Source organism: Sulfitobacter noctilucae (assembly GCF_000622365.1).
Classification (GTDB): Bacteria; Pseudomonadota; Alphaproteobacteria; order Rhodobacterales; family Rhodobacteraceae; genus Sulfitobacter; species Sulfitobacter noctilucae.
In genome coordinates this window covers 137,439-161,152 of sequence record NZ_JASC01000014.1, presented here as the reverse complement: position 1 = coordinate 161,152, position 23,714 = coordinate 137,439, and the positions used below count along the sequence as shown (strand labels likewise).

24 protein-coding genes are annotated in these 23,714 nt (G+C 57.6%); 6 read left to right on the top strand and 18 right to left on the bottom strand.

Translation table 11 applies throughout. The features are described 5' to 3' along the window. Positions 1 to 93 precede the first annotated feature (93 nt). The 6 genes from Z945_RS0110940 to Z945_RS0110910 all read right to left on the bottom strand — a co-directional run bounded on the left by Z945_RS0110940 (position 94) and on the right by Z945_RS0110910 (position 7,045). Complete coding sequence (locus Z945_RS0110940; RefSeq protein ID WP_025052148.1) at positions 94 to 789, bottom strand: SDR family oxidoreductase; 696 nt, start codon at positions 787 to 789, stop codon at positions 94 to 96. Further along, the gene (locus Z945_RS0110935) at positions 786 to 2,327 is read right to left on the bottom strand and encodes an ATP-dependent DNA helicase (protein ID WP_025052147.1); all 1,542 of its coding nucleotides are present in this window, start codon (positions 2,325 to 2,327) and stop codon (positions 786 to 788) included. Before Z945_RS0110935 ends, Z945_RS0110940 begins: the two co-directional genes overlap by 4 nt. 51 nt (positions 2,328 to 2,378) lie before the next feature. Next, positions 2,379 to 3,014 (bottom strand): acyl-homoserine-lactone synthase, encoded by a 636-nt coding sequence (locus tag Z945_RS0110930; protein ID WP_025052146.1) that lies wholly within the window; start codon positions 3,012 to 3,014, stop codon positions 2,379 to 2,381. 138 nt (positions 3,015 to 3,152) lie between these two features. Further along, positions 3,153 to 3,872, bottom strand: a complete 720-nt coding sequence (locus Z945_RS0110925; protein WP_025052145.1) for a helix-turn-helix transcriptional regulator — start codon at positions 3,870 to 3,872, stop codon at positions 3,153 to 3,155. 370 nt (positions 3,873 to 4,242) lie between these two features. Beyond that, positions 4,243 to 5,523: a crotonyl-CoA carboxylase/reductase gene (gene ccrA, locus Z945_RS0110915; RefSeq protein ID WP_025052143.1), complete on the bottom strand. Its 1,281-nt coding sequence runs from the start codon at positions 5,521 to 5,523 to the stop codon at positions 4,243 to 4,245. A gap of 118 nt (positions 5,524 to 5,641) precedes the next feature. Next, complete coding sequence (locus tag Z945_RS0110910; RefSeq protein WP_025052142.1) at positions 5,642 to 7,045, bottom strand: 1-acyl-sn-glycerol-3-phosphate acyltransferase; 1,404 nt, start codon at positions 7,043 to 7,045, stop codon at positions 5,642 to 5,644. A 262-nt stretch (positions 7,046 to 7,307) separates the two neighbouring features. Between Z945_RS0110910 and Z945_RS0110905 the strand changes: the two genes are divergently transcribed. The 3 genes from Z945_RS0110905 to deoD all read left to right on the top strand — a co-directional run bounded on the left by Z945_RS0110905 (position 7,308) and on the right by deoD (position 10,685). Next, positions 7,308 to 9,275 carry a protein meaA gene (locus Z945_RS0110905; RefSeq protein ID WP_025052141.1) on the top strand — a complete coding sequence of 656 codons (1,968 nt, stop codon included), beginning with the start codon at positions 7,308 to 7,310 and terminating at the stop codon, positions 9,273 to 9,275. Between the two features lie 139 nt (positions 9,276 to 9,414). Next, positions 9,415 to 9,759 carry an H-NS histone family protein gene (locus Z945_RS0110900; RefSeq protein WP_025052140.1) on the top strand — a complete coding sequence of 115 codons (345 nt, stop codon included), beginning with the start codon at positions 9,415 to 9,417 and terminating at the stop codon, positions 9,757 to 9,759. A gap of 215 nt (positions 9,760 to 9,974) precedes the next feature. Beyond that, a complete protein-coding gene (gene deoD, locus Z945_RS0110895) occupies positions 9,975 to 10,685 on the top strand; it encodes a purine-nucleoside phosphorylase (RefSeq protein WP_025052139.1) in 711 nt (236 codons plus the stop codon). A gap of 10 nt (positions 10,686 to 10,695) precedes the next feature. On the opposite strand, the gene Z945_RS0110890 is transcribed toward deoD, so the two are convergent. From Z945_RS0110890 to Z945_RS0110840, 11 genes are all read right to left on the bottom strand, one after another. After that, positions 10,696 to 11,544: an urea carboxylase-associated family protein gene (locus tag Z945_RS0110890; protein ID WP_025052138.1), complete on the bottom strand. Its 849-nt coding sequence runs from the start codon at positions 11,542 to 11,544 to the stop codon at positions 10,696 to 10,698. Next, positions 11,541 to 13,193: an FAD-binding dehydrogenase gene (locus Z945_RS0110885; RefSeq protein ID WP_025052137.1), complete on the bottom strand. Its 1,653-nt coding sequence runs from the start codon at positions 13,191 to 13,193 to the stop codon at positions 11,541 to 11,543. Before Z945_RS0110885 ends, Z945_RS0110890 begins: the two co-directional genes overlap by 4 nt. A 112-nt stretch (positions 13,194 to 13,305) precedes the next feature. Further along, on the bottom strand, positions 13,306 to 14,085 hold the full coding sequence (locus Z945_RS0110880; protein WP_025052136.1) for a succinate dehydrogenase iron-sulfur subunit: 780 nt from the start codon (positions 14,083 to 14,085) through the stop codon (positions 13,306 to 13,308). 41 nt (positions 14,086 to 14,126) lie between these two features. Beyond that, on the bottom strand, positions 14,127 to 14,930 hold the full coding sequence (locus Z945_RS0110875) for an FkbM family methyltransferase (protein ID WP_241434497.1): 804 nt from the start codon (positions 14,928 to 14,930) through the stop codon (positions 14,127 to 14,129). Positions 14,931 to 14,942: 12 nt separating this feature from the next. Next, a complete protein-coding gene (locus tag Z945_RS0110870; protein ID WP_025052134.1) occupies positions 14,943 to 15,272 on the bottom strand; it encodes a hypothetical protein in 330 nt (109 codons plus the stop codon). Positions 15,273 to 15,290: 18 nt separating this feature from the next. Then, complete coding sequence (locus Z945_RS0110865) at positions 15,291 to 15,569, bottom strand: hypothetical protein (protein ID WP_152541113.1); 279 nt, start codon at positions 15,567 to 15,569, stop codon at positions 15,291 to 15,293. Positions 15,570 to 15,580: 11 nt separating this feature from the next. Further along, complete coding sequence (gene sdhA, locus Z945_RS0110860; RefSeq protein WP_025052132.1) at positions 15,581 to 17,386, bottom strand: succinate dehydrogenase flavoprotein subunit; 1,806 nt, start codon at positions 17,384 to 17,386, stop codon at positions 15,581 to 15,583. 27 nt (positions 17,387 to 17,413) lie between these two features. Continuing rightward, positions 17,414 to 17,785 (bottom strand): succinate dehydrogenase, hydrophobic membrane anchor protein, encoded by a 372-nt coding sequence (sdhD, locus tag Z945_RS0110855; RefSeq protein ID WP_025052131.1) that lies wholly within the window; start codon positions 17,783 to 17,785, stop codon positions 17,414 to 17,416. A 10-nt stretch (positions 17,786 to 17,795) separates the two neighbouring features. Then, complete coding sequence (gene sdhC, locus Z945_RS0110850; protein WP_025052130.1) at positions 17,796 to 18,182, bottom strand: succinate dehydrogenase, cytochrome b556 subunit; 387 nt, start codon at positions 18,180 to 18,182, stop codon at positions 17,796 to 17,798. A gap of 423 nt (positions 18,183 to 18,605) precedes the next feature. Further along, complete coding sequence (gene mdh / locus Z945_RS0110845; protein WP_025052129.1) at positions 18,606 to 19,568, bottom strand: malate dehydrogenase; 963 nt, start codon at positions 19,566 to 19,568, stop codon at positions 18,606 to 18,608. Positions 19,569 to 19,717: 149 nt separating this feature from the next. Further along, positions 19,718 to 20,677 carry a PRC-barrel domain-containing protein gene (locus tag Z945_RS0110840; RefSeq protein WP_025052128.1) on the bottom strand — a complete coding sequence of 320 codons (960 nt, stop codon included), beginning with the start codon at positions 20,675 to 20,677 and terminating at the stop codon, positions 19,718 to 19,720. Positions 20,678 to 20,792: 115 nt separating this feature from the next. Between Z945_RS0110840 and Z945_RS0110835 the strand changes: the two genes are divergently transcribed. Further along, positions 20,793 to 21,548 (top strand): sulfite exporter TauE/SafE family protein, encoded by a 756-nt coding sequence (locus Z945_RS0110835; protein WP_025052127.1) that lies wholly within the window; start codon positions 20,793 to 20,795, stop codon positions 21,546 to 21,548. 84 nt (positions 21,549 to 21,632) lie between these two features. Here the strand turns inward: Z945_RS0110835 and Z945_RS0110830 are convergent, their stop codons facing one another. Beyond that, entirely contained in the window at positions 21,633 to 21,965 is a 333-nt protein-coding gene (locus Z945_RS0110830; protein ID WP_025052126.1) for a hypothetical protein, read from the bottom strand. A gap of 316 nt (positions 21,966 to 22,281) precedes the next feature. Between Z945_RS0110830 and Z945_RS0110825 the strand changes: the two genes are divergently transcribed. Next, the gene (locus Z945_RS0110825; RefSeq protein ID WP_025052125.1) at positions 22,282 to 23,142 is read left to right on the top strand and encodes an HpcH/HpaI aldolase/citrate lyase family protein; all 861 of its coding nucleotides are present in this window, start codon (positions 22,282 to 22,284) and stop codon (positions 23,140 to 23,142) included. A 1-nt stretch (position 23,143) separates the two neighbouring features. Then, complete coding sequence (locus Z945_RS0110820) at positions 23,144 to 23,701, top strand: NnrU family protein (protein ID WP_025052124.1); 558 nt, start codon at positions 23,144 to 23,146, stop codon at positions 23,699 to 23,701. Positions 23,702 to 23,714: the final 13 nt, after the last annotated feature.

Here is a 23,714-nt window from a genome sequence, read left to right as displayed (position 1 = left end):
CGAGTCGGAAGCTGCTACTGAAGTACGCAAGCGGACAATGGTTCAGACCTGACTAACGGCCGCAAAGTCCGCAGAGCGGCCCTGGAAGATCCCCTACCCCCGCCCGATGAACGGCATCTTTGTCGCCATCACGGTCATGAACTGAACATTCGCCTCTGGCGGCAACTCCGCCATGTGCAGGACCGCATTCACCGCGTGCTCTACGGCCATCGTTTCCGTTTCGGGGCTGATCTTTTTCAGTCCTGCGACCATGTCCGTTTCTGCGTTCCCGATGTCGATCTGGCCACAGGCAATGTCAAAGGGGCGTCCGTCCAGTGACAGCGATTTGGTCATCCCAGTGATCGCGTGTTTGGTCGTCGTATAGCAGACGGATCCGGGGCGCGGTGTGTGCGCCGAGATAGACCCATTGTTGATAATCCGCCCACCGCCTGTCTTGCGCATTGACGCAAATGCCAGACGCGCGGCGATGAACATACCGTGCAGGTTGACCAGCATCACTTGTTCCCAGTCCGCCACCGCGATTTCGTCGATCGGGGCGCTGGGGCCGAACATGCCGGCATTATTGAACAGCACGTCCACCCACCCAAAGCGGTCATAAGCGGCCTGCATCGCGGCGGCATCGGTGACGTCAGCGGGCAAGGCCACCGCGTTTTCGTTCGCCGCTGCGATCTCATTCAGCAAATCCGCGCGTCGCGCAATGAGGCCTACGCGCCAGCCCTGCGCCAAAAATGCCTCTGCCGTGGCGCGGCCAATGCCGGAACTCGCGCCCGTGATCATAATGCTTTTCATAGAAAATCCTCTGCTTCCGGGGCGTCCAATGTCAGCGGCGCTGCGGGGGTGGCCCGCAGATCATCGACCTGCAAAGGTCCGCTGGGTTTTGACAATCGGTTGCGCACGACCCACACCAGCCGCTCTTGGGCGCGGGTGATCGCGACGTAAGCCAGCCGCTTCCACAACGCCTGACCCGCTTCCATCCGGCCCATCCGGGCGGCAGCATAAAGGTCGGGCGCAAACACCTGCACCGTTTCCCATTGCGAGCCTTGCGCCTTGTGGATGGTGACGGCGGCCCCGTGCAGGAATGTGGCCCCCATGCGTGCAGCGAAGGGGATAAATGGTTCTTCCTCATCCGGTTTTTCGATTTTCACGATAGAGGCGGCACTGACCTGCGGGTCTTCGGCCCCCATCACATGCAGGCGGCTGAAACCCGGTTTGCGCCCGTCGCCTAGAAAGATCACCTGAGCGCCCTTGATCAATCCCCGCGCCTCAAGATCCAACCGTTTCTTGCGGTGTTTAAGCGGCAGCTCGATGCCGTCACAGATCAGCGGCTCGCCAGCCAGCAGCGCATCTTCGGGCGCACCATGTACATTGCGAAAGGCGTTGATCAATCGGATACGGGTAGCGTTGCGCCAGACCAGCACGGGCGAGCGCGCCATCAGATCAACTTCAACCCGCTGGCCCCAGACGATGCGATCATCTTTTTTGCTCGCCTCTTCGACCATCCGCTCGAACTGCTCGAATCCCAGATCGGGATCGGCGAGGGCATGGGCCAGATCAAGGATCGGGTTGCCCGCGTCCTGCCGGAAGATGCGGTTCAGGTTCATCACGCGTTTTTCGGGCAGCTTTTCGAACACCATGGTGCCGGACTGGTTCACTGGTGCCAGCTGTGCGGGATCACCAAAGAGCAGCAGGGTGGGGAAAATTTCCTTGAGGTCTTCGAATTGCTTGTCATCCAGCATGGAGGATTCATCGACGAAGCCAATATCAAGCGGCTCTTCGCGGCGTTTCCAGCCGGTGATAAAGTCCGATCCGCGTAGGCCAGCGGCAGCCAGCGCACCGGGGATGGATTTATTGCCCGCATAGAACGCCGCCGCGCGATCCAGCGCAATTTCGGTCAGGCCCTCGACATCTACGGGCCGCTCTCCGGTACCCGCCAGCCATTCAGCGATGCGTTCGTATTCGGGGTCGTAGACCGGTGTATAAAGAATGCGGTGAATGGTCGTCGCGGGTACCCCGCGTAGGCGCAAAACGCTCGCCGCTTTGTTCGTGGGTGCCAGGATCGCCAGCGTGCGCTTGTCGCCCTTTTTGCGGCTTTCGTAATCGCCAGAGACGATGTTGACGCCCGCCGCCTCAAGCGCTTTGTACAGCTCGGCCAACAGCAAGGTCTTGCCGGATCCGGCCTTGCCCGTGATGGCCATTACCTGATCCGCCCCACTGGACGGCGGCATCAAGAGGTTGTCTGACAGATCAATGCCCGCGCTGCGCAGCATTTCGGCCACGCCATCATAGGCGGTCGCCTGATCATCGGAATAAGTGAGCGCAGGTGTCATGGTCCCTGTCTACGCAAGGCGCTGCACAGGGACCAGCAGGATCGACGCTTTTCAGGCGGTTTTTGCCCAAGGCTGATGGCGAAAACCGCCCATCGCCTGATCGAACCAGAACCGCGATTGTTCAGGGGTAACACCAGAGCGGGCTAATATCTGCGTCTGTGCTTCATCCGTGAAATTCCACAGGCCCACGGAAATCTGGTCGCGGCCCGTGCCTTGGCTACCCAGTACCTCGGGCGAGGAACCGATCATCCGGTAAATACGCACCATGCGCGCGTCGAACACGCCGACAAAGTGTTTGATGCCAAAGCCTTGCATGATTTCGCCCCCGCCCAACATAAGCGCTGCCGCCACATGTGCGCCCGCGCCGCGCCGCAGACAAAAACGCGTGCATTCCCATATCAGGGGGCTGGCGATCGGTCCTTCGATCAGATCGCCAAAGTGATCGTTCACCATAACCGGGCCAGTGGTGGGTAAAAACCGCATCGAGCCGCCGTGGCTGCCATCGGGTTCTTCCCAGATCACATAAAGCGGGTTTTTTGCGTCATAGTCGTCGCGTTCCTCGCCCGCCGCATCAACGCTCACCTCCCAACCCAGACGGGCTTTGAACTGGTCCGCCCGGTCTTGAAACATGCCGCGTGCAAGGTCAGGATGCTGGTGCAGTTGATCGGCATTGAGGTAACGCAGCATAAGGCTCTCCGGTCTGGTTGAGGTATGACCAAAGAGTTACTTTGCCGTCCCTTAACGCGGGCGCAAGGCAGCGTTCGTAAGACTGGATAAATGCGCAACAGGAAAGGCGGACAAGTCGCGGTAGGCCCTGCTAGTCGCCTATACGACGATCAAGCCCCGGCTAAGAGCGCGGGCCACGGCATGGGTCGTATTCAACGCGCCAAGTTTGAACCGCGCGCTTTCGATATAGACGCGCAGCGTATGCTCCGAGATCGACAGCGTATTGGCCACCTGTGCGCGGTTATAGCCGATGGCTAGCAGCGTGATCGCGTCCACTTCGCGAGGGCTAAGCGCTTGCGCGGCCTCTGGTCTACGTTCGGGTTCAAACTCCAGCGCTTTTTCATTTAGGTAATAGGCGATCAGGATCAATTCGCGCCGGTGGTTTTCCGAAAAATTTGCCCATGCGTCATCATCGCAGGTATGGTTTACGGTGAACAAGGCGAACTGTCCGTTGGGTCCGCGTACCGGAACAGAATATCCCTGATTGCCGATCCCGTATTCGATTGCTTCGAGTTGAAAAGCGCGCGCCGCTTTGGATGACCAATCGAATTGCTTCCAGTCAACGGGATGAAAGCGCTGGTAGCAGCCGATGACCACCGGATCGATCCTTTGGTAGTTCTGCGCGATGTAGCGGTCCTGCCAGTCTTTAGAGTATGTACCGCAGCCGTATTGGTCCCCCGCGGAATCGACCCAATGGTAGGCGATGTGATCGACATTGAAATGGTTTTGCAGTGCTTCAGTGGCCTCTTGAAGTCCTGCCAGAGCGTCAGCTTGCTCCAAGCTCTCCAGAATGGACTCCAGTTGATTTGTTTTGCCCATTTGCTTGCGCTTGCAGCCTCTCTTCAAGGGAAGCGATCTCGGCCATTGCAACAAGGGCAGTGTCGTCTAGTTGCTCGGCAAGGCCGGGCAAATCCATCGACAATGCAAAAGTTTTCAGGTCGGCCAGAACGTCCAAAATCCAGTCACTTCGCATAGCAAGAGTCGCCCTTTAATAGTTAACAGAGTATTAACACAACTATAGCATGTAGGGCTTTTTCCAAGAAATTCGCTGGTTTCTACTCCCCAAAAATGGCGAGACCGGAATTTCTAACTATTTGAACTGGCAGGAAGCTGGATGTCCGCAAAGAAATACCCGCGAACCAATTCAATGATTCGCGGGCGAGGTTTCCAAAGCGAAAACAATCAAAGGTTACTTGCGGGCGTCCAGCGCATCTTCCAACGTGCGCAGACCCGTGGTTGGCGACTGCACCAGCACCGCCATGTTGCCCGGCTTGTGCTCGTTGCGCATCATCTTCATGTGCGCCTCCGGCAGGTCGTTCCAAGCGAAAACTTCTGACATGCAGGGATCAAGGCGGCGCTCTAACATCAGTTTATTGGCAGCTGATGCCTGTTTGAGATGGGCAAAGTGGCTGCCCTGAAGGCGCTTCTGGTGCATCCACATATAGCGTACGTCGAATGTCAGGTTGAACCCGGTGGTGCCCGCACAGATCACGACCATGCCGCCCTTTTTCACAACAAAGGTCGAAACCGGGAATGTGCTTTCGCCGGGGTGTTCAAACACCATGTCGACGTTCACGCCCTTGCCGGTGATGTCCCAGATCGCCTTGCCAAACTTGCGCGTCTCGGCAAACCATGTGGCGTATTCCTCGCTGCCCACCTTGGGCAATTGACCCCAGCAATTGAAATCCTTGCGGTTCAGTACGCCTTTGGCACCCAGATCCATGACAAAGTCGCGTTTGCTTTCGTCTGAAATCACGCCGATGGCGTTCGCCCCAGCAGTGTTGATGAGCTGAATCGCATAGGAGCCAAGACCGCCTGACGCGCCCCAGACCAACACGTTCTGGCCCGGCTTCAGGTCATGGGGCTCGTGACCAAAAAGCATCCGGTAGGCGGTGGCCAGTGTCAGCGTATAGCAGGCCGCTTCTTCCCAGGTCAGATGCTTGGGACGCGGCATCAACTGCTGTGACTGCACGCGGGTGAACTGGCTGAAGGATCCGTCCGGAGTCTCGTAGCCCCAGATGCGCTGCGTGGGCGAATACATAGGATCGCCACCGTTGCATTCCTCGTCGTCGCCATCGTCCTGGTTGCAGTGGATTACGACCTCGTCGCCGACCTTCCAGCGCTTGACCTTGTCACCCACGGCCCAAACGATGCCGGCAGCATCAGAGCCCGCGATATGGTAGGGCTGTCTGTGGCCGTCAAATGGACTGATCGGCTGTCCAAGGGCCGCCCAGACGCCATTGTAGTTCACACCCGCCGCCATCACGAGGACAAGCACATCCTGGCTGTCCAGCTCCGGCACGTCCACGACCTCTTCGACCATCGCCGTGTTCGGCTCCCCGTGCCGCTCCCGGCGGATCGCCCAGGCATACATCTGCTTGGGGACATGGCCCATCGGGGGCATTTCGCCCAATTCATAGAGGTCCTTTTCGGGTGCGTCATACTGCGCAATGGTGATGTCGAGTGCCATGGGGGGCCTCCTGAAGGGTTCGTTGCTCAATTGCCGCGATGCAGAATCGCGAAGTTATACTGGTGGGATATGACCACACACGCAACAATGCAACCGCCGACCCGCATTTTTTGAAATTTTATAACCCAGCAGATGCAGAAATTTCTTGTGCAGGCGCAGCATTCTCAGACTGGTCGTCATGCATAAAATGTGCAATCGAATTTGCATAGAAGGTCAGTACCGAGATTTGACCGTCGGCAATGGTCCATTGCCCCGCCTGTTTTTCAATCAAGCCGCGGTCTGCAAGGCCCTTCGTCGCCCGGTCGACTTCGACTGTCATGTCTTCGGCATCTACAACCCGGTTCGCATGCGGCACGCGATCAAAGACTTTTGCCACTTCCGCCCCCAAGGCATCGGGCGCTACGGCTTCCTTCAAAAGAATATGCGCGATGACCGGCACAATTGGCACCGGCATCGCTTTTGCTATCCGGCCCATCAAATCCTCTGACAACCCTTCGATTTCGGCCTCCTGCCCTGCGCCGCGCAGGGAGAGGGGCGCACCAAAAGCGACGGCTGCCGTTCCGAAACGTGTTTCCTGTAGTGTCATCCGCTGCCAGAATTTGCGGAGGATAAAGCCAACAACCACGGTGATCCGTGCGCCAAACCGCCGGTCGCCCCGTTCAGCGGCGGCGATCAGCACCCGGTCTTCCAATACGCGGTCATAATTAATGGCAACCGGGACAAAGACCACATCTCGCGCACCTTCCGGATCGAACCCTTCCACTAAATAGGACATCAGCCCCAGTTTGGGCGGCTGCAGCTTGCCCGTCAGGCTTAGCCCCCCTTCGGGATAGAACGCCTGATTGACGCCGCCTGCCGTGGCCATCTGGACATATCGTGCCAGCACCTTGCGGTAGAGGTTCCCGCGCGAGCGGCGACGGATAAAATAGGCACCGAGCGATTTGATCAGCCAACTGAGCGGCCAGACCCGCGCCCATTCACCCACCGCATAAGAAAGCGACGTATCGCGGGCCGCGAGATAGGTGACCAGAACATAGTCCATATTGCTGCGGTGGTTCATCACAAAGACCACGGTGGCATCCTTGGGGATTGCGGTGAACACCGCATCATTGCCTCGCGCAGTTTCAATTCGGTAAACAGATTTCGCCAACAGCCGCGCCACACGGATGCCGAAACTGAAATAGGCAAACGCAGAAAAGCTGGGCACAATTTCGCGGGCATATACGCGGGCTTTCTCAAATGCCACGTTTTCAGGCACATCGTGGGTGCGGGCGTAATTCACAATTTCGCGTGTGACTTCGGGGTCGTAAATCAGACGCTGGATCATATCATAGCGTCTGGCCAGCTTGAACGGCTCAATCGGGCGTTTCAGCCGCGTGTTCAGCCGTTTGACCGCTTTTTCCAACCGACGGCGAAAGAACCAGCGCACCGAGGGCAAAAGAAAGTGGCTGAGCGCTGTCACGGTCGCAAAGAGCATGATCAGAATAAAGAGCCAGAGCGGAAGCTGCACGGTTTGCGTCATAGCTTATCTTTTCAGGCTCTGCGCCTCAGGACAATATCCGATATCGCTGGCTGTCAGCCGGTGGATCGCCTCAAAATAAGGGCAGATATGCGCACTCACACTGGGGTGTCGCACCGCGTTACTCCCTATTGCCATGCATTCAATCCCGCCGCATCATGCCGCAATGCAGCAAGGCGAATTGACATTGGCATAATCTGTCGCCTAAACAGCAATCAACGCAACAATATTGCTATTCTGATTCAGCCCAGCCAAGGAGCCGACCATGTCCAACCAAACCAAAGACCGTCCCTGGCTGATCCGCACTTATGCCGGTCATTCGACCGCAGAAGCGTCTAATGCGCTTTATCGTTCGAACCTTGCAAAAGGCCAGACCGGCCTTTCGGTGGCATTCGATCTGCCCACGCAAACCGGCTATGACAGCGATCACATTCTGTCGCGGGGTGAAGTGGGCAAGGTCGGTGTGCCTGTTAGCCATCTGGGTGATATGCGGATGCTGTTCCGCGATATTCCGCTGGATCAGATGAACACCTCGATGACGATCAACGCGACTGCGCCTTGGTTGCTTTCGCTCTATATTGCAGTGGCCGAAGAACAGGGTGCCGATATTTCGCAATTGCAGGGAACGGTTCAGAACGACCTGATCAAGGAATACCTGTCGCGCGGTACCTATATCTGCCCACCTGCACCATCGCTCAAGATGATCGCGGATGTTGCCGAATATTGCTATACAAATGTTCCGAAATGGAACCCGATGAATGTCTGTTCCTACCACCTGCAAGAGGCAGGTGCGACGCCCGAACAGGAACTGGCCTTTGCACTCGCGACAGCGACCGCCGTGCTCGATCAATTGCGCCCGCGCGTCGAGGAAAAAGACTTCCCTGCCCTCGTAGGACGGATCTCTTTCTTTGTGAACGCCGGCATCCGTTTCGTGACCGAGATGTGCAAGATGCGCGCATTTGTCGATCTGTGGGACGAGATTTGCGAGACCCGCTATGGCGTGACTGATCCGAAATACCGGCGCTTTCGCTATGGTGTGCAAGTCAATTCACTGGGACTGACCGAACAGCAGCCCGAGAATAACGTCTACCGTATTCTGATCGAAATGCTGGCGGTGACCCTTTCGAAAAAGGCCCGAGCCCGTGCCGTACAATTGCCCGCGTGGAATGAAGCCTTAGGTCTGCCGCGCCCCTGGGATCAGCAATGGTCCATGCGGATGCAGCAAATTCTGGCTTATGAAACAGATCTGCTGGAATTCGACGATCTGTTTGATGGCAACCCTGCGGTCGATGCCAAAGTCGAGGAATTGAAAGACGGCGCGCGCGCAGAATTGGCGCTGCTTGACGGCATGGGCGGCGCGATTGATGCGATCGACTATATGAAGGGCCGCCTGGTCGAAAGCAATTCGGACCGTCTGGGCCGTATTGAGGCAGGCGAGACTGTCGTCGTTGGTGTGAACAAGTGGCAACAAGGCGAACCATCGCCACTGATGACCGGCGATGGCGGCATCATGGTGGTCGATCCGGCGGTAGAGGCTGACCAAATCGGTCGCTTGAACGCATGGCGTGCCGAACGCGACGAGGCGGCGGTCACTGCCGCTCTGGCCGAGCTCAGGGCCGCTGCCGCGGAAGGGCGCAATGTGATGCCCGCGTCAGTCGCTGCAGCCAAAGCCGGGGTGACAACAGGTGAATGGGCGGCGCAGATGCGGGCCGTGCATGGCGAATACCGTGGCCCCACAGGCGTGGCCAAGGGCCAGTCGAACAAAACCGAAGGATTGGATGATCTGCGCGAAGCGGTGAATGCAGTCAGCGACAAGCTGGGCCGCCGCTTGAAGTTTCTTGTAGGCAAGCCGGGCCTTGATGGCCATTCAAATGGTGCCGAACAAATTGCGGTACGCGCTCGTGATTGCGGGATGGACATCGCCTATGAGGGGATCCGCCTGACCCCGGCAGAGATTGTGAAAGCCGCGCGTGCAGATGACGCACATGTGGTTGGCCTATCCATCCTTTCCGGCTCGCATATTCCGCTGGTAGAAGACTTGATGGCGCAAATGCGTGACGCCGGCCTCGGCCATATCCCCGTTATCGTCGGCGGTATCATTCCCGATGATGATGCCGCCCGGCTAAAAGCAATGGGTGTCGCGCGAGTCTATACGCCAAAGGACTTCGAGCTGAACACGATCATGCAGGATATCGTTGTTTTGGCTGATCCAACCGCAGTCGCTGCACAATAACGAGGCACCCGTTAAATCAGGCTGCCGAATTGGCTCTCCTGTATCCCGATCAGTGGCTGTGAGGGAAATTGCGTCTTTTAATCCGTTAGCGGATGGTTAATTCCCTGTAGTATAATCTGCATAAAAAGGGATTGAACCTATGCAAATCGACCTTTCTACACTCAGCCGCAAGCAGCTTGAGAAACATCTTATGGATGTAAAGCGCGCGCTGAAAAATGCCGAAGCGCGCGACAAGCGAGAAGCCAAAAAAGCCGCCGCAAAAGCAGCAGCCGAATTTGGCTATTCCCTATCCGAATTGTCAGAAGAAGACGTGGCAAAGCCGAAGGCCAAGAAATCAAAGGCGAAAAAGCCGAAAGTGAAATCTGTCGCGAAATATGCGAACCCAGCTGATAGCTCTCAGACCTGGACCGGAAAAGGGCGTCAGCCAAATTGGTTTAAAGAACAGATCGCAGCAGGCGCTTCGCCAGAGTCTCTGGAAATCTGACCCGCTCCCGTTATACTTGTTAACCAGTTTACCGGATAAAGCGCGGCAAACGCCGCCATTTATTCCAATGGTGATTCGACAAAGTGGCGGGGCGACTATTCCCTTTGGTTGCGGCTATGCATATTGCCTCCCTCAACAGGCGATTTTCCGCCTCGCACTTTCGGCCCGCACAGAGTGTATTTGCATATGCACCACACCGTTAGAGAGAGAATAGAATGACAGTTCACATAGGTGCCGCCCCGGATGACATCGCCGAAACCGTCTTGATGCCGGGCGATCCTTACCGCGCGAAATGGGCGGCCGAAACATTCCTTGACGATGCCAAACTGGTGAACGAGGTGCGCGGGATGCTTGGCTTTACCGGCACCTGGAAAGGGCACAGGGTAACAATTCAAGGGTCGGGCATGGGCATGCCATCGCTCTCGATTTATGCCAACGAATTGATCAGCAGCTACAATGCGCAGACGCTTATCCGCATCGGCTCTTGTGGTGGGATGCAACCGCATGTGGGCATCCGCGATGTGATCATCGCCATGACCGCCAGCACCATCACCTCGCCCTCCTCCGGTATTTTCCGCGAGATCAACTACGCGCCTTCGGCGGACTGGTCTCTGCTCCGTGCGGCGGTAACTGCCGCTGAGGCGAGAGATACGACCACCCATGTGGGCGGCATCTATTCTTCCGATGTGTTCTATGCAGAGCGGCCTGATCTGGACGAGCAGATGGTCCGGCACGGTATTCTGGGGGTCGAGATGGAGGCCGCAGAACTCTACACGCTTGCGGCTCGGCACGGACGGCGGGCGCTGGCGGTATTGACCGTTTCGGATCACCTGCAAACCGGCGAAGCGCTGCCTTCAGAAGACCGCGAAAAGACGTTTGGCGATATGGTCGAAATCGCGTTGGAAGCCGCATTCGCAAGCGGGTGAACGCTGCGTATCAGGTGCCGTGGCTTCTGTCGTATCCGCTCGGACTCGATGCATTCATTTGGCTTAGCAAATCGGCTTCGGGTTTGAATACTTCGACCTGTAAAGGAAAGCACGCCGCCACATCCGACGAATGCTCGGCAGAGCAATCCCCGCCGGGGCAGGCCGAAAGACCGCCGAGCAGGTCAATCTCTGCAAAGAACTCCAGATAATCGGCGGGCCGAACCGGGCTGGCCTTCATAAAGTACTGACCCGTATCACGGGTAAAACCAGTACACATAAAGACATTCAGCACGTCGTGCACATGGGCTTCCGCCTCTGTTAGCGGCAGCGACAAATGCTCGGACAAGGCGCGGGTAAGATTTGAGTGGCAGCAGTGATGGTACTGCCCACCCTTCAACAAGTGGTGCGTGTATGGGTCACAGCGCGTGCCAATCACATCATGGACCGATCCGCCATAGGCGTCGATGCCGTACCAGCCCAGCGTGTCATGGGTGATCGTCGCCATCGGCCGCATCGCGGGAAAGCTGGACCACATACGCTCTCCGGTGGTGATATGGGTGCCATGCAGAGCGCGGGTTTTGCCGGAATAGAACCGCTCATTCAGATCATGCGCGTTCCACAGGTTCAAATCACCGACCTGCGCCCCCTCAACAGATGTGATGCGAAAGAAATGTCCGGCAGGCACGCTAAAACAGCGTGCGTCACGGGGCGGCACGATGACTTCATCCACCTTGGCCAGCGTTTGGCGAGCTTCATGCAGGAGCGCCATATCAGGCTGCGGGAGCGTTTCGACCGGATAACAAATCACCGGCTCAATATCGCGGCGGGCTTGGGCATCGGATGGCATTGAACCTTTCATGCGTTTTGCCCCGCACGTCGGCCCGAGAACAGACATCCGCCCAGAAACGTCCCCTCAAGCGCGTTGTAACCGTGATAACCGCCACCGCCAAAGCCGCAAACCTCGCCCGCAGCGAAGAGACCGGGCAAAATTTCTCCTGCTGGTGTCAGCACACGGCCGTCAATGTCCGTATGTATTCCACCCAGTGATTTCCGTGTCAGGATGTTCAACCGCACAGCGATCAGCGGACCGTTGGCCTTGTCGAGGATGGCATGGGGTTTCGCCGTACGGATCAGCTTGTCCCCCTTATACGCGCGGGCACCCCGAATGGCGGTGATCTGTGCATCCTTGGCAAATGGATTGTCCAGTTGCGCATCCCGCGCTTCGATCTGTGGGCGCAAGACGTCGACGGTCAGAGGGTGTTCTGGCGTGATCTTGTTCATGCCGGCCACCAGCGTTTCAAGATCATCTGCGACAACAAAATCTTCGCCTTCCCGCTTGAAAGCTTCGACCGCGGGCGTGGCCCCCTTGCCCAATCGGGCCTTGATCACATCCATCCATCCGCCTTCTGTCAGATCGGGGTTCTGCTCGGATCCTGACAGGGCGAACTCCTTTTCAATGATCTTTTGCGTGAGGATGAACCAACTGTGCTCGCCCGCAGACAGAATGCGCTTGAGGGTGCCAAGCGTGTCGAAGCCCGGCAGACAGGGCGCTTCCATCCGCACACCCTTTGCGTCGAACCAGATCGAGGACGGCCCCGGCAGAATGCGTATGCCGTGGTTCGGCCAAATCGGGTTCCAGTTCTTCACCCCTTCGCAATAATGCCACATGCGGTCTTCGTTGATCAGCCCTGCGCCCGCTTTGCGCGCAATCCCGTGCATCTTGCCATCCACATAATCCGGCACCCCCGCGACCATCTTGCCTGGCGGTTTGCCCAGCCTGTCGACAGGCCAGTTCTTGCGCACCATTGCCGGATTGCCGCCGATGCCGCCCGTGGCAAGGATTACCGCCTCGGCATGATATTCAAAGCTGCCCGTTGCGGTGCGTGATGTACTTTGCCCTCGTGCCGCATTGGTATCTTCAAGGACCTCCCCCCGGACACCCGTGACTGCGCCGCCTGCGGTCAGCAACTCCGTCACGCGGCGGCGAAAACCGAGTTTCACTTGGCCATCAGCAGCGTATTGCGTCATCCGTTTGACAAAGGGGGCCACCACGCCCGTGCCCGTCCCCCAAGTGATATGGAACCTCGGCACGGAATTTCCGTGCCCTGCGGCCTGCGCGCCGCCCCGTTCCGCCCAGCCCACAACCGGAAACCAGCGCATGCCGATGTCATGACACCAACCCCGCATGCCGCCCGCAGCCCAGTCCACAAAGGCTTCGGCGTATTTCTTTGGGTTTTTGTCTTCCGGTCGGTCAAATTGTGCCGACCCCATCCAATCCCGAAGGGCCAGTTCGCGGCTGTCACGGATGCCCAGCCTGCGCTGTTCAGGCGTATCGACCATGAACAACCCGCCCAGCGACCAGAATGCCTGCCCGCCCAAGGACTGCGGTGCTTCCTGGTCCAGTATCAATACCTTGCGGCCGCGCAACACGGCCTCGTGCGCTGCGACCATGCCCGCAAGGCCAGCGCCGATAATAATGATATCGGGTGTGAATGCGTTATCGGTCATAAGGTCCCCTTGTTCATCAGGAGACTACGGGGCGGCAGAGGCCCCCGTCCAGCCTTTGACTGCCCTCGCCCGTAGAAAAGCGGTGGCCAGCCAAAGGCGGAACGCAAAACAATCAGACGGTACGCTCGACCATCAGTTTTTTGATCTTGGCAATCGCCGCAGCCGGGTTCAGCCCTTTGGGGCAGGTTTTGGCGCAGTTCATGATAGTGTGACAGCGGTACAGCTTGAAGGGGTCTTCGAGATCATCCAGACGTTCGCCCGTGGCTTCATCACGGCTGTCGATGATCCAGCGGTAGGCATGCAGCAAGGCTGCTGGCCCAAGATAGCGATCGCCATTCCACCAGTAACTGGGGCAAGAGGTGGTGCAGCAGGCACACATGATGCATTCGTAGAGGCCGTCCAGTTTCTCACGGTCTTCGACAGACTGCTTCCATTCCTTCGCCGGCTCTGGCGTTTCCGTCTCAAGCCAGGGCTGGATGCTGGCGTGCTGCGCATAGAAATGCGTCAGATCGGGGATCAGGTCCTTGACGACAGGCATATGCGGCAACGGGTAAATCTTGACCACGCCGTTGACCTCGGCCACGCCGTAGGTACAGGCGAGCGTGTTGATCCCGTCGATGTTCATCGCACAGGAACCACAGATACCTTCGCGGCAGGAGCGGCGGAACGTCAGGGTCGGGTCAATTTCGTTTTTGATCTTGATCAGCGCGTCGAGGATCATCGGGCCGCAGGTATCCAGATCGACAAAATATGTATCCAACGCCGGGTTTTTGCCGTCGTCAGGGTTCCAGCGATAGATGTGGAATTCCTTGAGATTGGTTCCACCTTCCGGCTTCGGCCAGGTCTTACCGCTTGTCATGCGGGAGTTCTTGGGGAGTGTCAGCTGAACCATGTCGCTTCTCCGTGGTTGGGGCAGAGGCTTGCCCGTTTCATCTATGCTGCACGCTTGCGGACAAACAGCGTGTTTTGTTCGGCCTGAAGTCTCACTTCATAACCCAATGATGTGATCTGGCCCACCAGATCGGTATCCCATTCCTCGGCGTGATCGGTTTCGATCAGCATCGCGTCGGGCAGCCAGCCGCCGGCATCCAGAAGTGGGCCAAGCACCGATACTTCAGCCCCCTCCACGTCGATCTTGAGGACAGAGACTGCGTGGCCTTCGGCCTCACCTGTGTAATCCAGAAACCGGCGTACCGGAACCAATGTGCCGCCGTCGCGGACGCGCTCCTTGATCGGCAGCAGAGAGGCTTGTCCAAAGTTCCGTTCGCGAAAGTTCAGGATCGCCTCACCTGCCTCATCGCCCAGCGCGCAGCCTTCGATCCGCACGACCTCGCCCAGATTGTTCAGTCTGACGTTGTGACCCAAACGGCCAATCATCACCGGACTTGGCTCAAACGCGATAACCCTGCTACCCGGTCCGGCGGCAGCGGCCAGTGGAATGGTGAAGGCACCGGAATTCGCGCCGATATCAAGGATGAACGCATCGCGCCCTTCGACCAGTTCAGTCAGCGCCGTGAGAGATTTGATTTCGGGCGGCAGTCCGTCACGCCAGATCATCCGGTCGGTGTAATTGTCGCGTGGATCCACGTACATGGAGACGCCCGCGAATTCGATCACCTGAGGCGGCAGGATCGGTACAAGCCGTTGCCGCGTCGCCTTGTCTGCTGTCCGAAATACCTCGCGCAGCGCATCGGCACCGGGGGCGGTATCGGCACTGTCAAACGAGGGTGTCGTCATCGCATTCATCGTTCAGACCAGCCCGCTGCTCAGGGCGCGGGCTTGCAAACACTGCGCGGTTTCGGGTCGCGACAGGACTGTACGGATCGTCGTCACAGTCTGATCGTCCACACCGACCACAGCGGCGCGGGCGAAATCCCGGATTTCAAGAGCAGAGGCATTGTCGATGATGCAGTCCGTGAACGGCGTGATCAGTTGTTTCGGCACCTGTGGGAACCGGGTTGCCAGCGTCTCTGTCACCACGCCTTTGGCCCCCGCGCGGGCCGTATTGTCCACGGCCTGTTGCACTGGAGCGCAGGCCGTGAGCGCCAGCACAAGAATGGCACCTGCAAGTATCTTCATATCAGGCAACGCCCTGCTTCACGGCATCGGCCGCCCGTTCACACAGTACAATGTACCGCGAAACGGGCCGGTAAAACGTGGAGGACAACCTGGCACGGTAAACTGCTGGACGTGACGCAGGCGTTTGCGGTGCGTGGTATAGGTCACTTGCACTTTGGGCTGCGGTGCAGCCACTTCACCGACGTAGCCTTTTTCCCCGACGTACCCTTTGGCACCGATGTATTCATCGGTATGACCTTCGGACCAAGCAGGGAAAGCGATGACAGTGGCCAAAGCAGCACCGGCGAGGGTTTTCAAAGAACAGCCCATTAATACACCCGTGCCTTCGGAGCGATCTTTTTCAGATCAATCCCGCCTTCGTTGTGGCTGGTCAATGGTTGCGTGTGCACCCCACGGAAACCCAGTGAGGCCTCATTGCCCTTGAACCAGATCAGGCTGTGCTTGCGCCAGTTCTCGTCATCGCGGTCGGGATAATCCTCATGGGCATGTGCACCGCGGCTTTCCTTACGCGCTGCCGCGGCAGTGATTGTGGCGACCGCGTTTGGCATCAGGTTCGTCAGTTCCAGCGTTTCCATCAGGTCTGAGTTCCAGACCAGCGATGTATCGGTGACATGCAGATCGTCGAGCTTGCCTGCCACGCCTTTCATCTTCTCTTCGCCTTCGGCCAATGTCTTGTCCGTACGGAACACCGCCGCGTCGTCCTGCATCGTTTTCTGCATTTCGAGGCGCAGTTCCGCGGTGGGCACATGCCCTTTGGCATAACGCAGACCGTCAAACCGGCTAAACGCCGCTTCGATCGAGCGCTGGTTCGGGGTTGGGACAGGTGTGCTGGGGTCTACAATCTTGGCGGCGCGGATCGCTGCGGCGCGGCCAAACACCACCAGATCGATCAGGCTGTTCGAGCCAAGACGGTTTGCGCCGTGCACAGAGGCACAGCCAGCTTCACCCACAGCCATCAAACCGGGAGAGACATTGTCGGGATTATCCTTGGTCGGGGCCAACACCTCGCCCCAATAGTTCGTCGGAATTCCACCCATGTTATAGTGCACGGTCGGCAGTACCGGGATCGGCTCTTTCGTCAGATCGACACCGGCGAAGATGCGCGCGGATTCGGAGATACCCGGCAGACGCAGGTCCAGCGTTTCAGGTGGCAGGTGGTTGAGGTGCAGGTGGATGTGATCCCCCTTCTCGCCCACGCCGCGTCCTTCGCGGATTTCCATTGTCATACAGCGCGACACAACATCGCGGCTGGCAAGGTCTTTGTAGGTTGGCGCGTAACGCTCCATGAACCGTTCGCCTTCGGAGTTGGTGAGGTATCCGCCCTCGCCCCGCGCCCCTTCGGTGATCAAACAGCCCGCGCCGTAGATACCGGTGGGGTGGAACTGCACGAATTCCATATCCTGCAATGGCAGGCCGGCGCGTGCAGTCATACCGCCACCGTCGCCGGTGCAGGTATGCGCGGAAGTGGCCGAGAAATAGGCGCGGCCGTAGCCACCGGTCGCCAACACCACCATTTTGGCGCTGAAAAGATGCATGGTGCCATCATCCAGCTTCCAGCACAGCACGCCCTGGCATGCACCGTCTTCTGACATGATCAGGTCAATGGCGAAATATTCGATGTAGAATTGCGCGTTCTGCTTGAGGCTTTGCCCATACAGCGTGTGCAGGATCGCATGGCCCGTGCGGTCAGCGGCAGCACAGGTACGCTGTACCGGCGGGCCTTCACCAAATTCCGTGGTGTGCCCGCCAAAGGGCCGCTGGTAAATCTTACCCTCTTCAGTGCGCGAGAATGGCACACCGTAGTGCTCAAGCTCGTAGACCGCCTTGGGTGCTTCACGCGCTAGATATTCCATCGCGTCCGTGTCGCCCAGCCAATCAGAGCCCTTGACCGTGTCATACATATGCCACTGCCAGTTATCCGGACCCATGTTGCTTAGGCTGGCGGCGATGCCGCCCTGTGCCGCAACAGTGTGCGAGCGCGTCGGAAACACTTTGGAGATACAGGCCGTGCGCAGCCCTTGTTCTGCCATGCCGAGTGTCGCACGCAATCCGGCCCCGCCGGCGCCCACAACAACCACGTCAAATTCGTGGGTTTCATAATCATATGCGGCCATTTTAGTCCCTCCGTGGGAATGAATTATTTAGAGTGCCAGCTTCGCGATGGCGAAAACGCCCGTCGCGGCAGCACCATAGCTGAGGCAGGTCACCAGAATGATCGCGACCTTCTGGCTTGTCCCGTGGACATAGTCCTCGATCAGCGTCTGACACCCGTCACTGAAGTGTTTGAAGCCTACAACCAGCGTCAATGCCGCGACAATCGCGGGGAAAGGACGGCTGTAATAGGCGGTGATCTCTTCATAGGTACCACCAAGTACCGCACCGAATGTAAAGACGAACAGCGGGATCAGGATCAGCAACGCAACGGAGCTGACCTTCATCGACCAGAAATGTGCCGTTCCCGACTTGGCAGAGCCGAGACCTTCAGCGCGTTTGCGATCTGTCAAATATGCCATGATGTGCCCCTTACTGGATCGCGATTGCGGTGATGATGGTCAGGACGACAGATCCGACCAAACAGGCCCAGCCCAGCTTTTCAGCTGTTGGCAGGTCCAGCGCATATCCGCTGTCCCAGATCAAATGCCGCACCCCGGCGAGCGTGTGATACCACAGGCCCAGCAGCGAGAAGAACATGACCAGATCGCCGAACCAGCTGGTAACAAAGCCGTTCGCGATTGCGAAATAGTCTGCGGAACTGGCGGCAGCCAGAAACCACCACACAATCATCAACGCTGCGATCAGCATCGCATTGCCGGTAATCCGTGTCAGGATCGACGTGATTGACGTCAGTTGCGGTCGGTAAATCGAAAGATGTGGCGACAGGGGACGGTTGCCCCGGTTTACATCGGCCATGGCAGGGTCCTTTAGGTGGCTGTGGTTGCTTCGTTGGCTAGCATTAGTCATAGCGGATTCTACACCGGTGTCACGGGGTATGGCACATTTGCCGCATGCTTTTGCAGGGTTTTTCCCGCAAATTCAGGCTAAGCTAAAAATGTCCGCCAATTTGTGATCACAGCCGCGATCAGTGTGATCACATGGAGTCCGGCCCACACGTCCCGTCCGATATGTTCTAAAATCTAATGCTTTTGCTCGGGGCGCATTTGCGCGTTTTTCCCATATGCGCACTGTCTGTGATCACGTTGGCGCATTGCGGCTATCTCGTACATAGCCCAGGACCATAGCGATCTTCCTTCACAGCAGAGCATCGGCTGCCATCTTTAAACGCAAAACGCGCCCCGAAAACGGGGCGCGTTCTGTAGTCTATTTGGCCGAGACTTAGGCCAACGTTTCGTCAATACTTTTGCAGGCCTCAACCAGACCTTTGACCGCGTTGACAGAATTGTCGAACATCGCCTGCTCGTCCTTGTCCATCGAGATCTCGACCACGCGCTCGATACCACCGGCACCGATCACCGTGGGTACGCCCACGTAAAACCCGTTCAGGCCATAGGCACCATCAACATATGCGGCACATGGTAGAACACGCTTTTGGTCTTTCAGATAGCTTTCCGCCATCTCGATTGCCGAGGTGGCAGGGGCGTAAAAAGCCGATCCGGTTTTCAACAGACCAACGATTTCCGCGCCACCGTCGCGGGTACGCTGAACGATTGCGTCCAGTTTGTCCTGCGTGGTCCAGCCCATTTTGACCAGGTCAGGCAACGGGATACCCGCAACTGTGGAATAGCGGACCAGTGGAACCATCGTATCACCGTGACCACCCAGAACAAAGGCTGTGACGTCCTTCATCGAGACGTTGAACTCTGTCGCTAGGAAATGGCGGAAGCGTGCCGAATCAAGCACGCCGGCCATGCCACAGACTTTGTGATGCGGCATGCCGGAGAATTCGCGCAGCGCCCAGACCATCGCGTCCAGCGGGTTGGTGATACAGATCACAAATGCATCCGGCGCATGTGCGGCAATGCCCTCGCCCACAGACTTCATGACTTTGAGGTTGATGCCCAGCAGGTCATCACGGCTCATGCCGGGCTTGCGCGCCACGCCAGCGGTGACGATGCAAACGTCAGCACCAGCAATATCAGCGTAATCCTGCGTGCCGGACATGGTTGCGTCAAACTTGGCGGATGGCCCGGATTCAGCGATGTCGAGCGCTTTGCCTTCCGGTGTCCCCTCGGCGATGTCGAACAAAACGACGTCGCCCAATTCCTTGAGTGCAGCAAGATGTGCAAGTGTGCCGCCGATTTGCCCCGCGCCGATCAGCGCGATTTTGGGTCTGGCCATTGTAATATCTCCGTGAGGGTTTCGTTGGCAGGGGCATAGCGAAATGCTGGGAAGCCTGCAAGTTCAGCCTCACGCGGTCGTTCAGGACCGCCCCAATGCAAAAGACCGCCCCAAAGGGCGGCCTTTCTCGTTAGGTCAGAGAAACAAGACTAGTTCTCGTATTCTGGAAGCGCTTCCAGCTTCTCTTTTGTGCTGTCGATGTAAAAGCGATACTCGTCACCATCTTCGTTGCGCAGCACTTGGATTTTCTCAAAATCCACGGCGACCGGCTTTTCACCCAAGCCAAGGAAACCGCCGACATTGATCACGGCGCTGTTCACTTTGCCATCCTCGGACATCACGAGCGTGTCGATCTCACCGACTGTCTCGTCATTGGCACCGTAGACGTATGAACCTTCGATACGCTCAGCGGTCAGCTTTTCAACTTCAGCTGTATCTGCGTCCGAGTAACCGTCGTATGTCATCGTCGGGCGCATCAGGTCGTTGTCGCCCATTGCAGTATCGGTGTTTGCCGTTGCATTGTCGCTGTCGGACATCGTTGTTTCGATGTCTGTTGCTGTGGTTTCGTTCTCAGATTCTTCCATTGCTTCTGCATCGTTGGATTCGTCCATCGCGACGGTGCTGTCGGAGCTGTCCATTGTTGTGGAAGCTGCGTTGTCAGTTGCCCCCATGTCGTCGTTGTCGTCGCGCTCATACTCTGGCGCTTGTTCCAGCATCTCTTTGGTGGTGTTCACGACCAAGAAACGGTCGCCCATGTCACCGTTCTGCTGAACGACATTGATCTGGTCCATGGAGATGCTCACATCGCGCTCGCCCATGCCAAGGAAGCCACCGACGCCGAGGATCACACCACGTACTTCGCCATCCTGCGATACGATGATGTCATTGATCTCACCAATGTCATCCCACTCTTTTTCGCCACCGGCGTCGATCATCGCGCCGTCATCCATTTCGGTCTCTGAATTATAGACCCGCATGCCAATCAAATCAGAGGCATAGAAGTCGCTTTGTTCGAATGTTACAGTTCCCATGCCGGAAGAATGTGCGTCCGCATAGGCGGTACCTGACAGGGCCAGAAGAACTGCTGTTGTGCTAAGAAAACGTTTCATATCTTATACTCCTAAGTCACTTTCGAGCGCCATTCGCTCGTCTGGATAATCAACAAAGCGTGAGTGACTAAGTTCCGCAAAATCTGAAAAAATCTACGTCCCTATAATCTAAGACATGCTCAATCTCGATTTGTTCTTCTTTCTTGTTGCCGGCCCTGCGGTTCTGTTTGCCGGGGTCTCTAAGGCGGGCTTTGGGTCGGGTGCTGCTTTTGCCTCGGCCACCATTCTGGCATTGGTGGTGGAGCCGGGTCTGGCGCTCGGAATCATGCTGCCGATGCTGATGCTGATCGATGTCACGTCGTTAAAGCCCTACTGGCGGAAATGGAGCCTTCCAGACGTGCGATTGTTGGTCATCGGCGGGCTGCCGGGGGTCGTGGCCGGGGCGCTGCTCTACCGCGTGGCCGCACCGGATCTGCTCCGTTTACTGATTGGCGGCGTATCAGTAGGGTTTGTGCTGTGGCAGCTTTCACTGGCAACCGGGCTGGTCAGGCTGGTACGCAGTCGCATGCCAGACTGGGCAGGCGTGTTTTTCGGCTGCATCGCGGGGTTCACCACTTTCATCAGTCATGCAGGCGGCCCACCGGTTGCTGTGTTCTTGCTCAGCCGGGGGCTGTCTAAGACACAGTTCCAGGCCAGCACGGTGCTGCTGTTCTGGATACTGAATATCGTGAAGTTCATTCCCTATGCCGCCTTGGGGATGTTCACCGCACAGACGTTCATGGCCAATCTGGTGCTCGCCCCCTTTGCGCTATTGGGCACATGGGTCGGCGTACGCGCCCACCATCTTGTGCCCGAGCGGGTGTTTTTCGGCATTACTTATGTCTTGCTTATGGTCACCGGTTGCAAGCTGATCTGGGACGGGCTGACCTGAGCTGCTGGATCACATTTGGATATTAAAAAAGGCAGGCCACCGGCCCGCCTTCAAAAGATCAGTCACTACTATATCGGAACGGTGTCAGGCGTCCGAACCCTTGGCGGGCAGCACATCAGTCACGGCCTCAAACGATTGACCGGAAGCCACCAGACAGGTGGGGCCACCGGGTGCCGTGACCGTAATTGTCCATGTGCCTGTTTCGGAAGAGGCGAACACCTCAACCACCGCGTTGTTGGCCCCAAGGCCAACCGATTGCCGCACCTCCCCATAGCCAGAATGCAGTCGTTCGACCACAGTCTCGCGGGCAGCACAGTTGCGCCCGTTTTGGGCCACCACATCAGAGGTCGTGATCAAATACACCACAGCTGCCGCCGTCAGCGCACCCAGATTGAACTTCTTACCAAATCTATTCATCCTATATGCCTTCATTCGAAAGGCCGCACCCACGGTCCTCGGACCAACCCCGGGTTTTCCCGGCGGGACCTGGGTGGCCCAGGTTATGACATTGGTTGCACATCCCGTACCGCTTTGACCGGCGGCCTTGCCGACGCGGCGCTCCCCTTGGGCTGCAACTGCGATCACTCTGCGGCGTGAGGCTGAAGTATTGGTTAACGCCGCGCCCTCTGACCGTCCAAATTTGATATTTGCTGCGCTGCGGCGCGATTGGGCTTGAACTTTTGCGCAATTAATGGCCCTTTGCGCGCAACATTATGACTCAAAGGATGACCTCATGTCTAAACTCACCCGGCCCCTGCGTTCTGTCCTTTATATCCCCGGTTCCAAAGACCGGGCCTTGGACAAGGCACGCAACCTGCCCTGCGATGCAATCATCTTCGATCTTGAAGATGCGGTAACGCCGGATGAAAAGCCCGCCGCACGGGCGACCCTTGCCGCCGCACTGGAGCAAGGCGGCTATGGCAACCGCTACAAGGTGATCCGGATTAACGGGCTCGACACACCTTGGGGCATTGAAGATGCCGCGGCAGCGGCAAAGATGAACGCCGACGCGATTCTATTGCCGAAAGTCGGAAGCCCCGCAGACCTTGAGGCGTTGGCCGAAATCGTCGGCGATATACCGTTGTGGGCGATGATGGAGACCCCCGGTGCCATGTTGAACGCGCCTGCCATCGCTGGTCACCGGCAATTGCAGGCTATGGTCATGGGAACAAATGATCTGGCCAAAGACCTGCAAACCCGCCACCGCGCCGACCGTCTGCCGATGATGACGGGTCTTGGACTTTGCGTTTTGGCAGCAAAGGCGCATGACATTGCGATCGTCGACGGGGTTTATAATGCCTTCAAAGACGATGAGGGACATAAGGTAGAATGCGATCAAGGCCGCGATATGGGGTTTGATGGCAAGACGGTGATCCACCCCGCGCAACTCGATGTGGCAAATGCCGCCTTCTCCCCTTCCGAAGAAGAGGTCGATTTGGCCCGTCGCCAGATCGCCGCGCTGGAAGAGATCGAAGCCTCCGGTCAGGGGGTTGCGGTGGTTGACGGCAAGATCGTCGAGAATTTGCACGTTGCCACGGCACACGAAACACTGGCAAAGCTGGATGCAATCGCAGCCCTGAACGCGGAGACCTGATATGTTGCTTTTGATCCTCGGCCTGATCCTTTGGTCAGGCGCACACTATTACAGGCGCCTCGCGCCTGACTCGCGCGCCGCGTTGGGCAAGCCGGGCAAGGGGATCATTGCGGTGGCCATCGTGCTGTCGCTGGTGCTGATGATCATCGGCTATCGCGCTGCAGCTTTTGTTCCGATCTGGCAACCGCCCGGCTTCTTGGTGCACCTTAACAACCTGTTGATGATCATCGCATTCTGGATCTACGGCTCTTCTGCCGCCAAAGGGGCCAAGGCATGGCCCGCCTACAAGACCCGCCATCCGCAATTGCTGGCGGTTAAAACATGGGCCATCGCGCATTTGCTGGTGAACGGTGATCTGGCATCCATCCTGTTGTTCGGTGGCCTTCTGGCTTGGGCAGTGGGCAGCGTCATCCTGATCAACCGCGCCGAACCCGATTGGGTGCCACCTGCGCACGCGGGCCGCCCCACTTACATCCGGCTGGCGGTGATCACGCTTGTCATGGTCGCCATTGTTACTGCCATCCACACCTGGCTGGGCGTCTGGCCTTTCCCTTCCTGAACCTTTGGGTCCG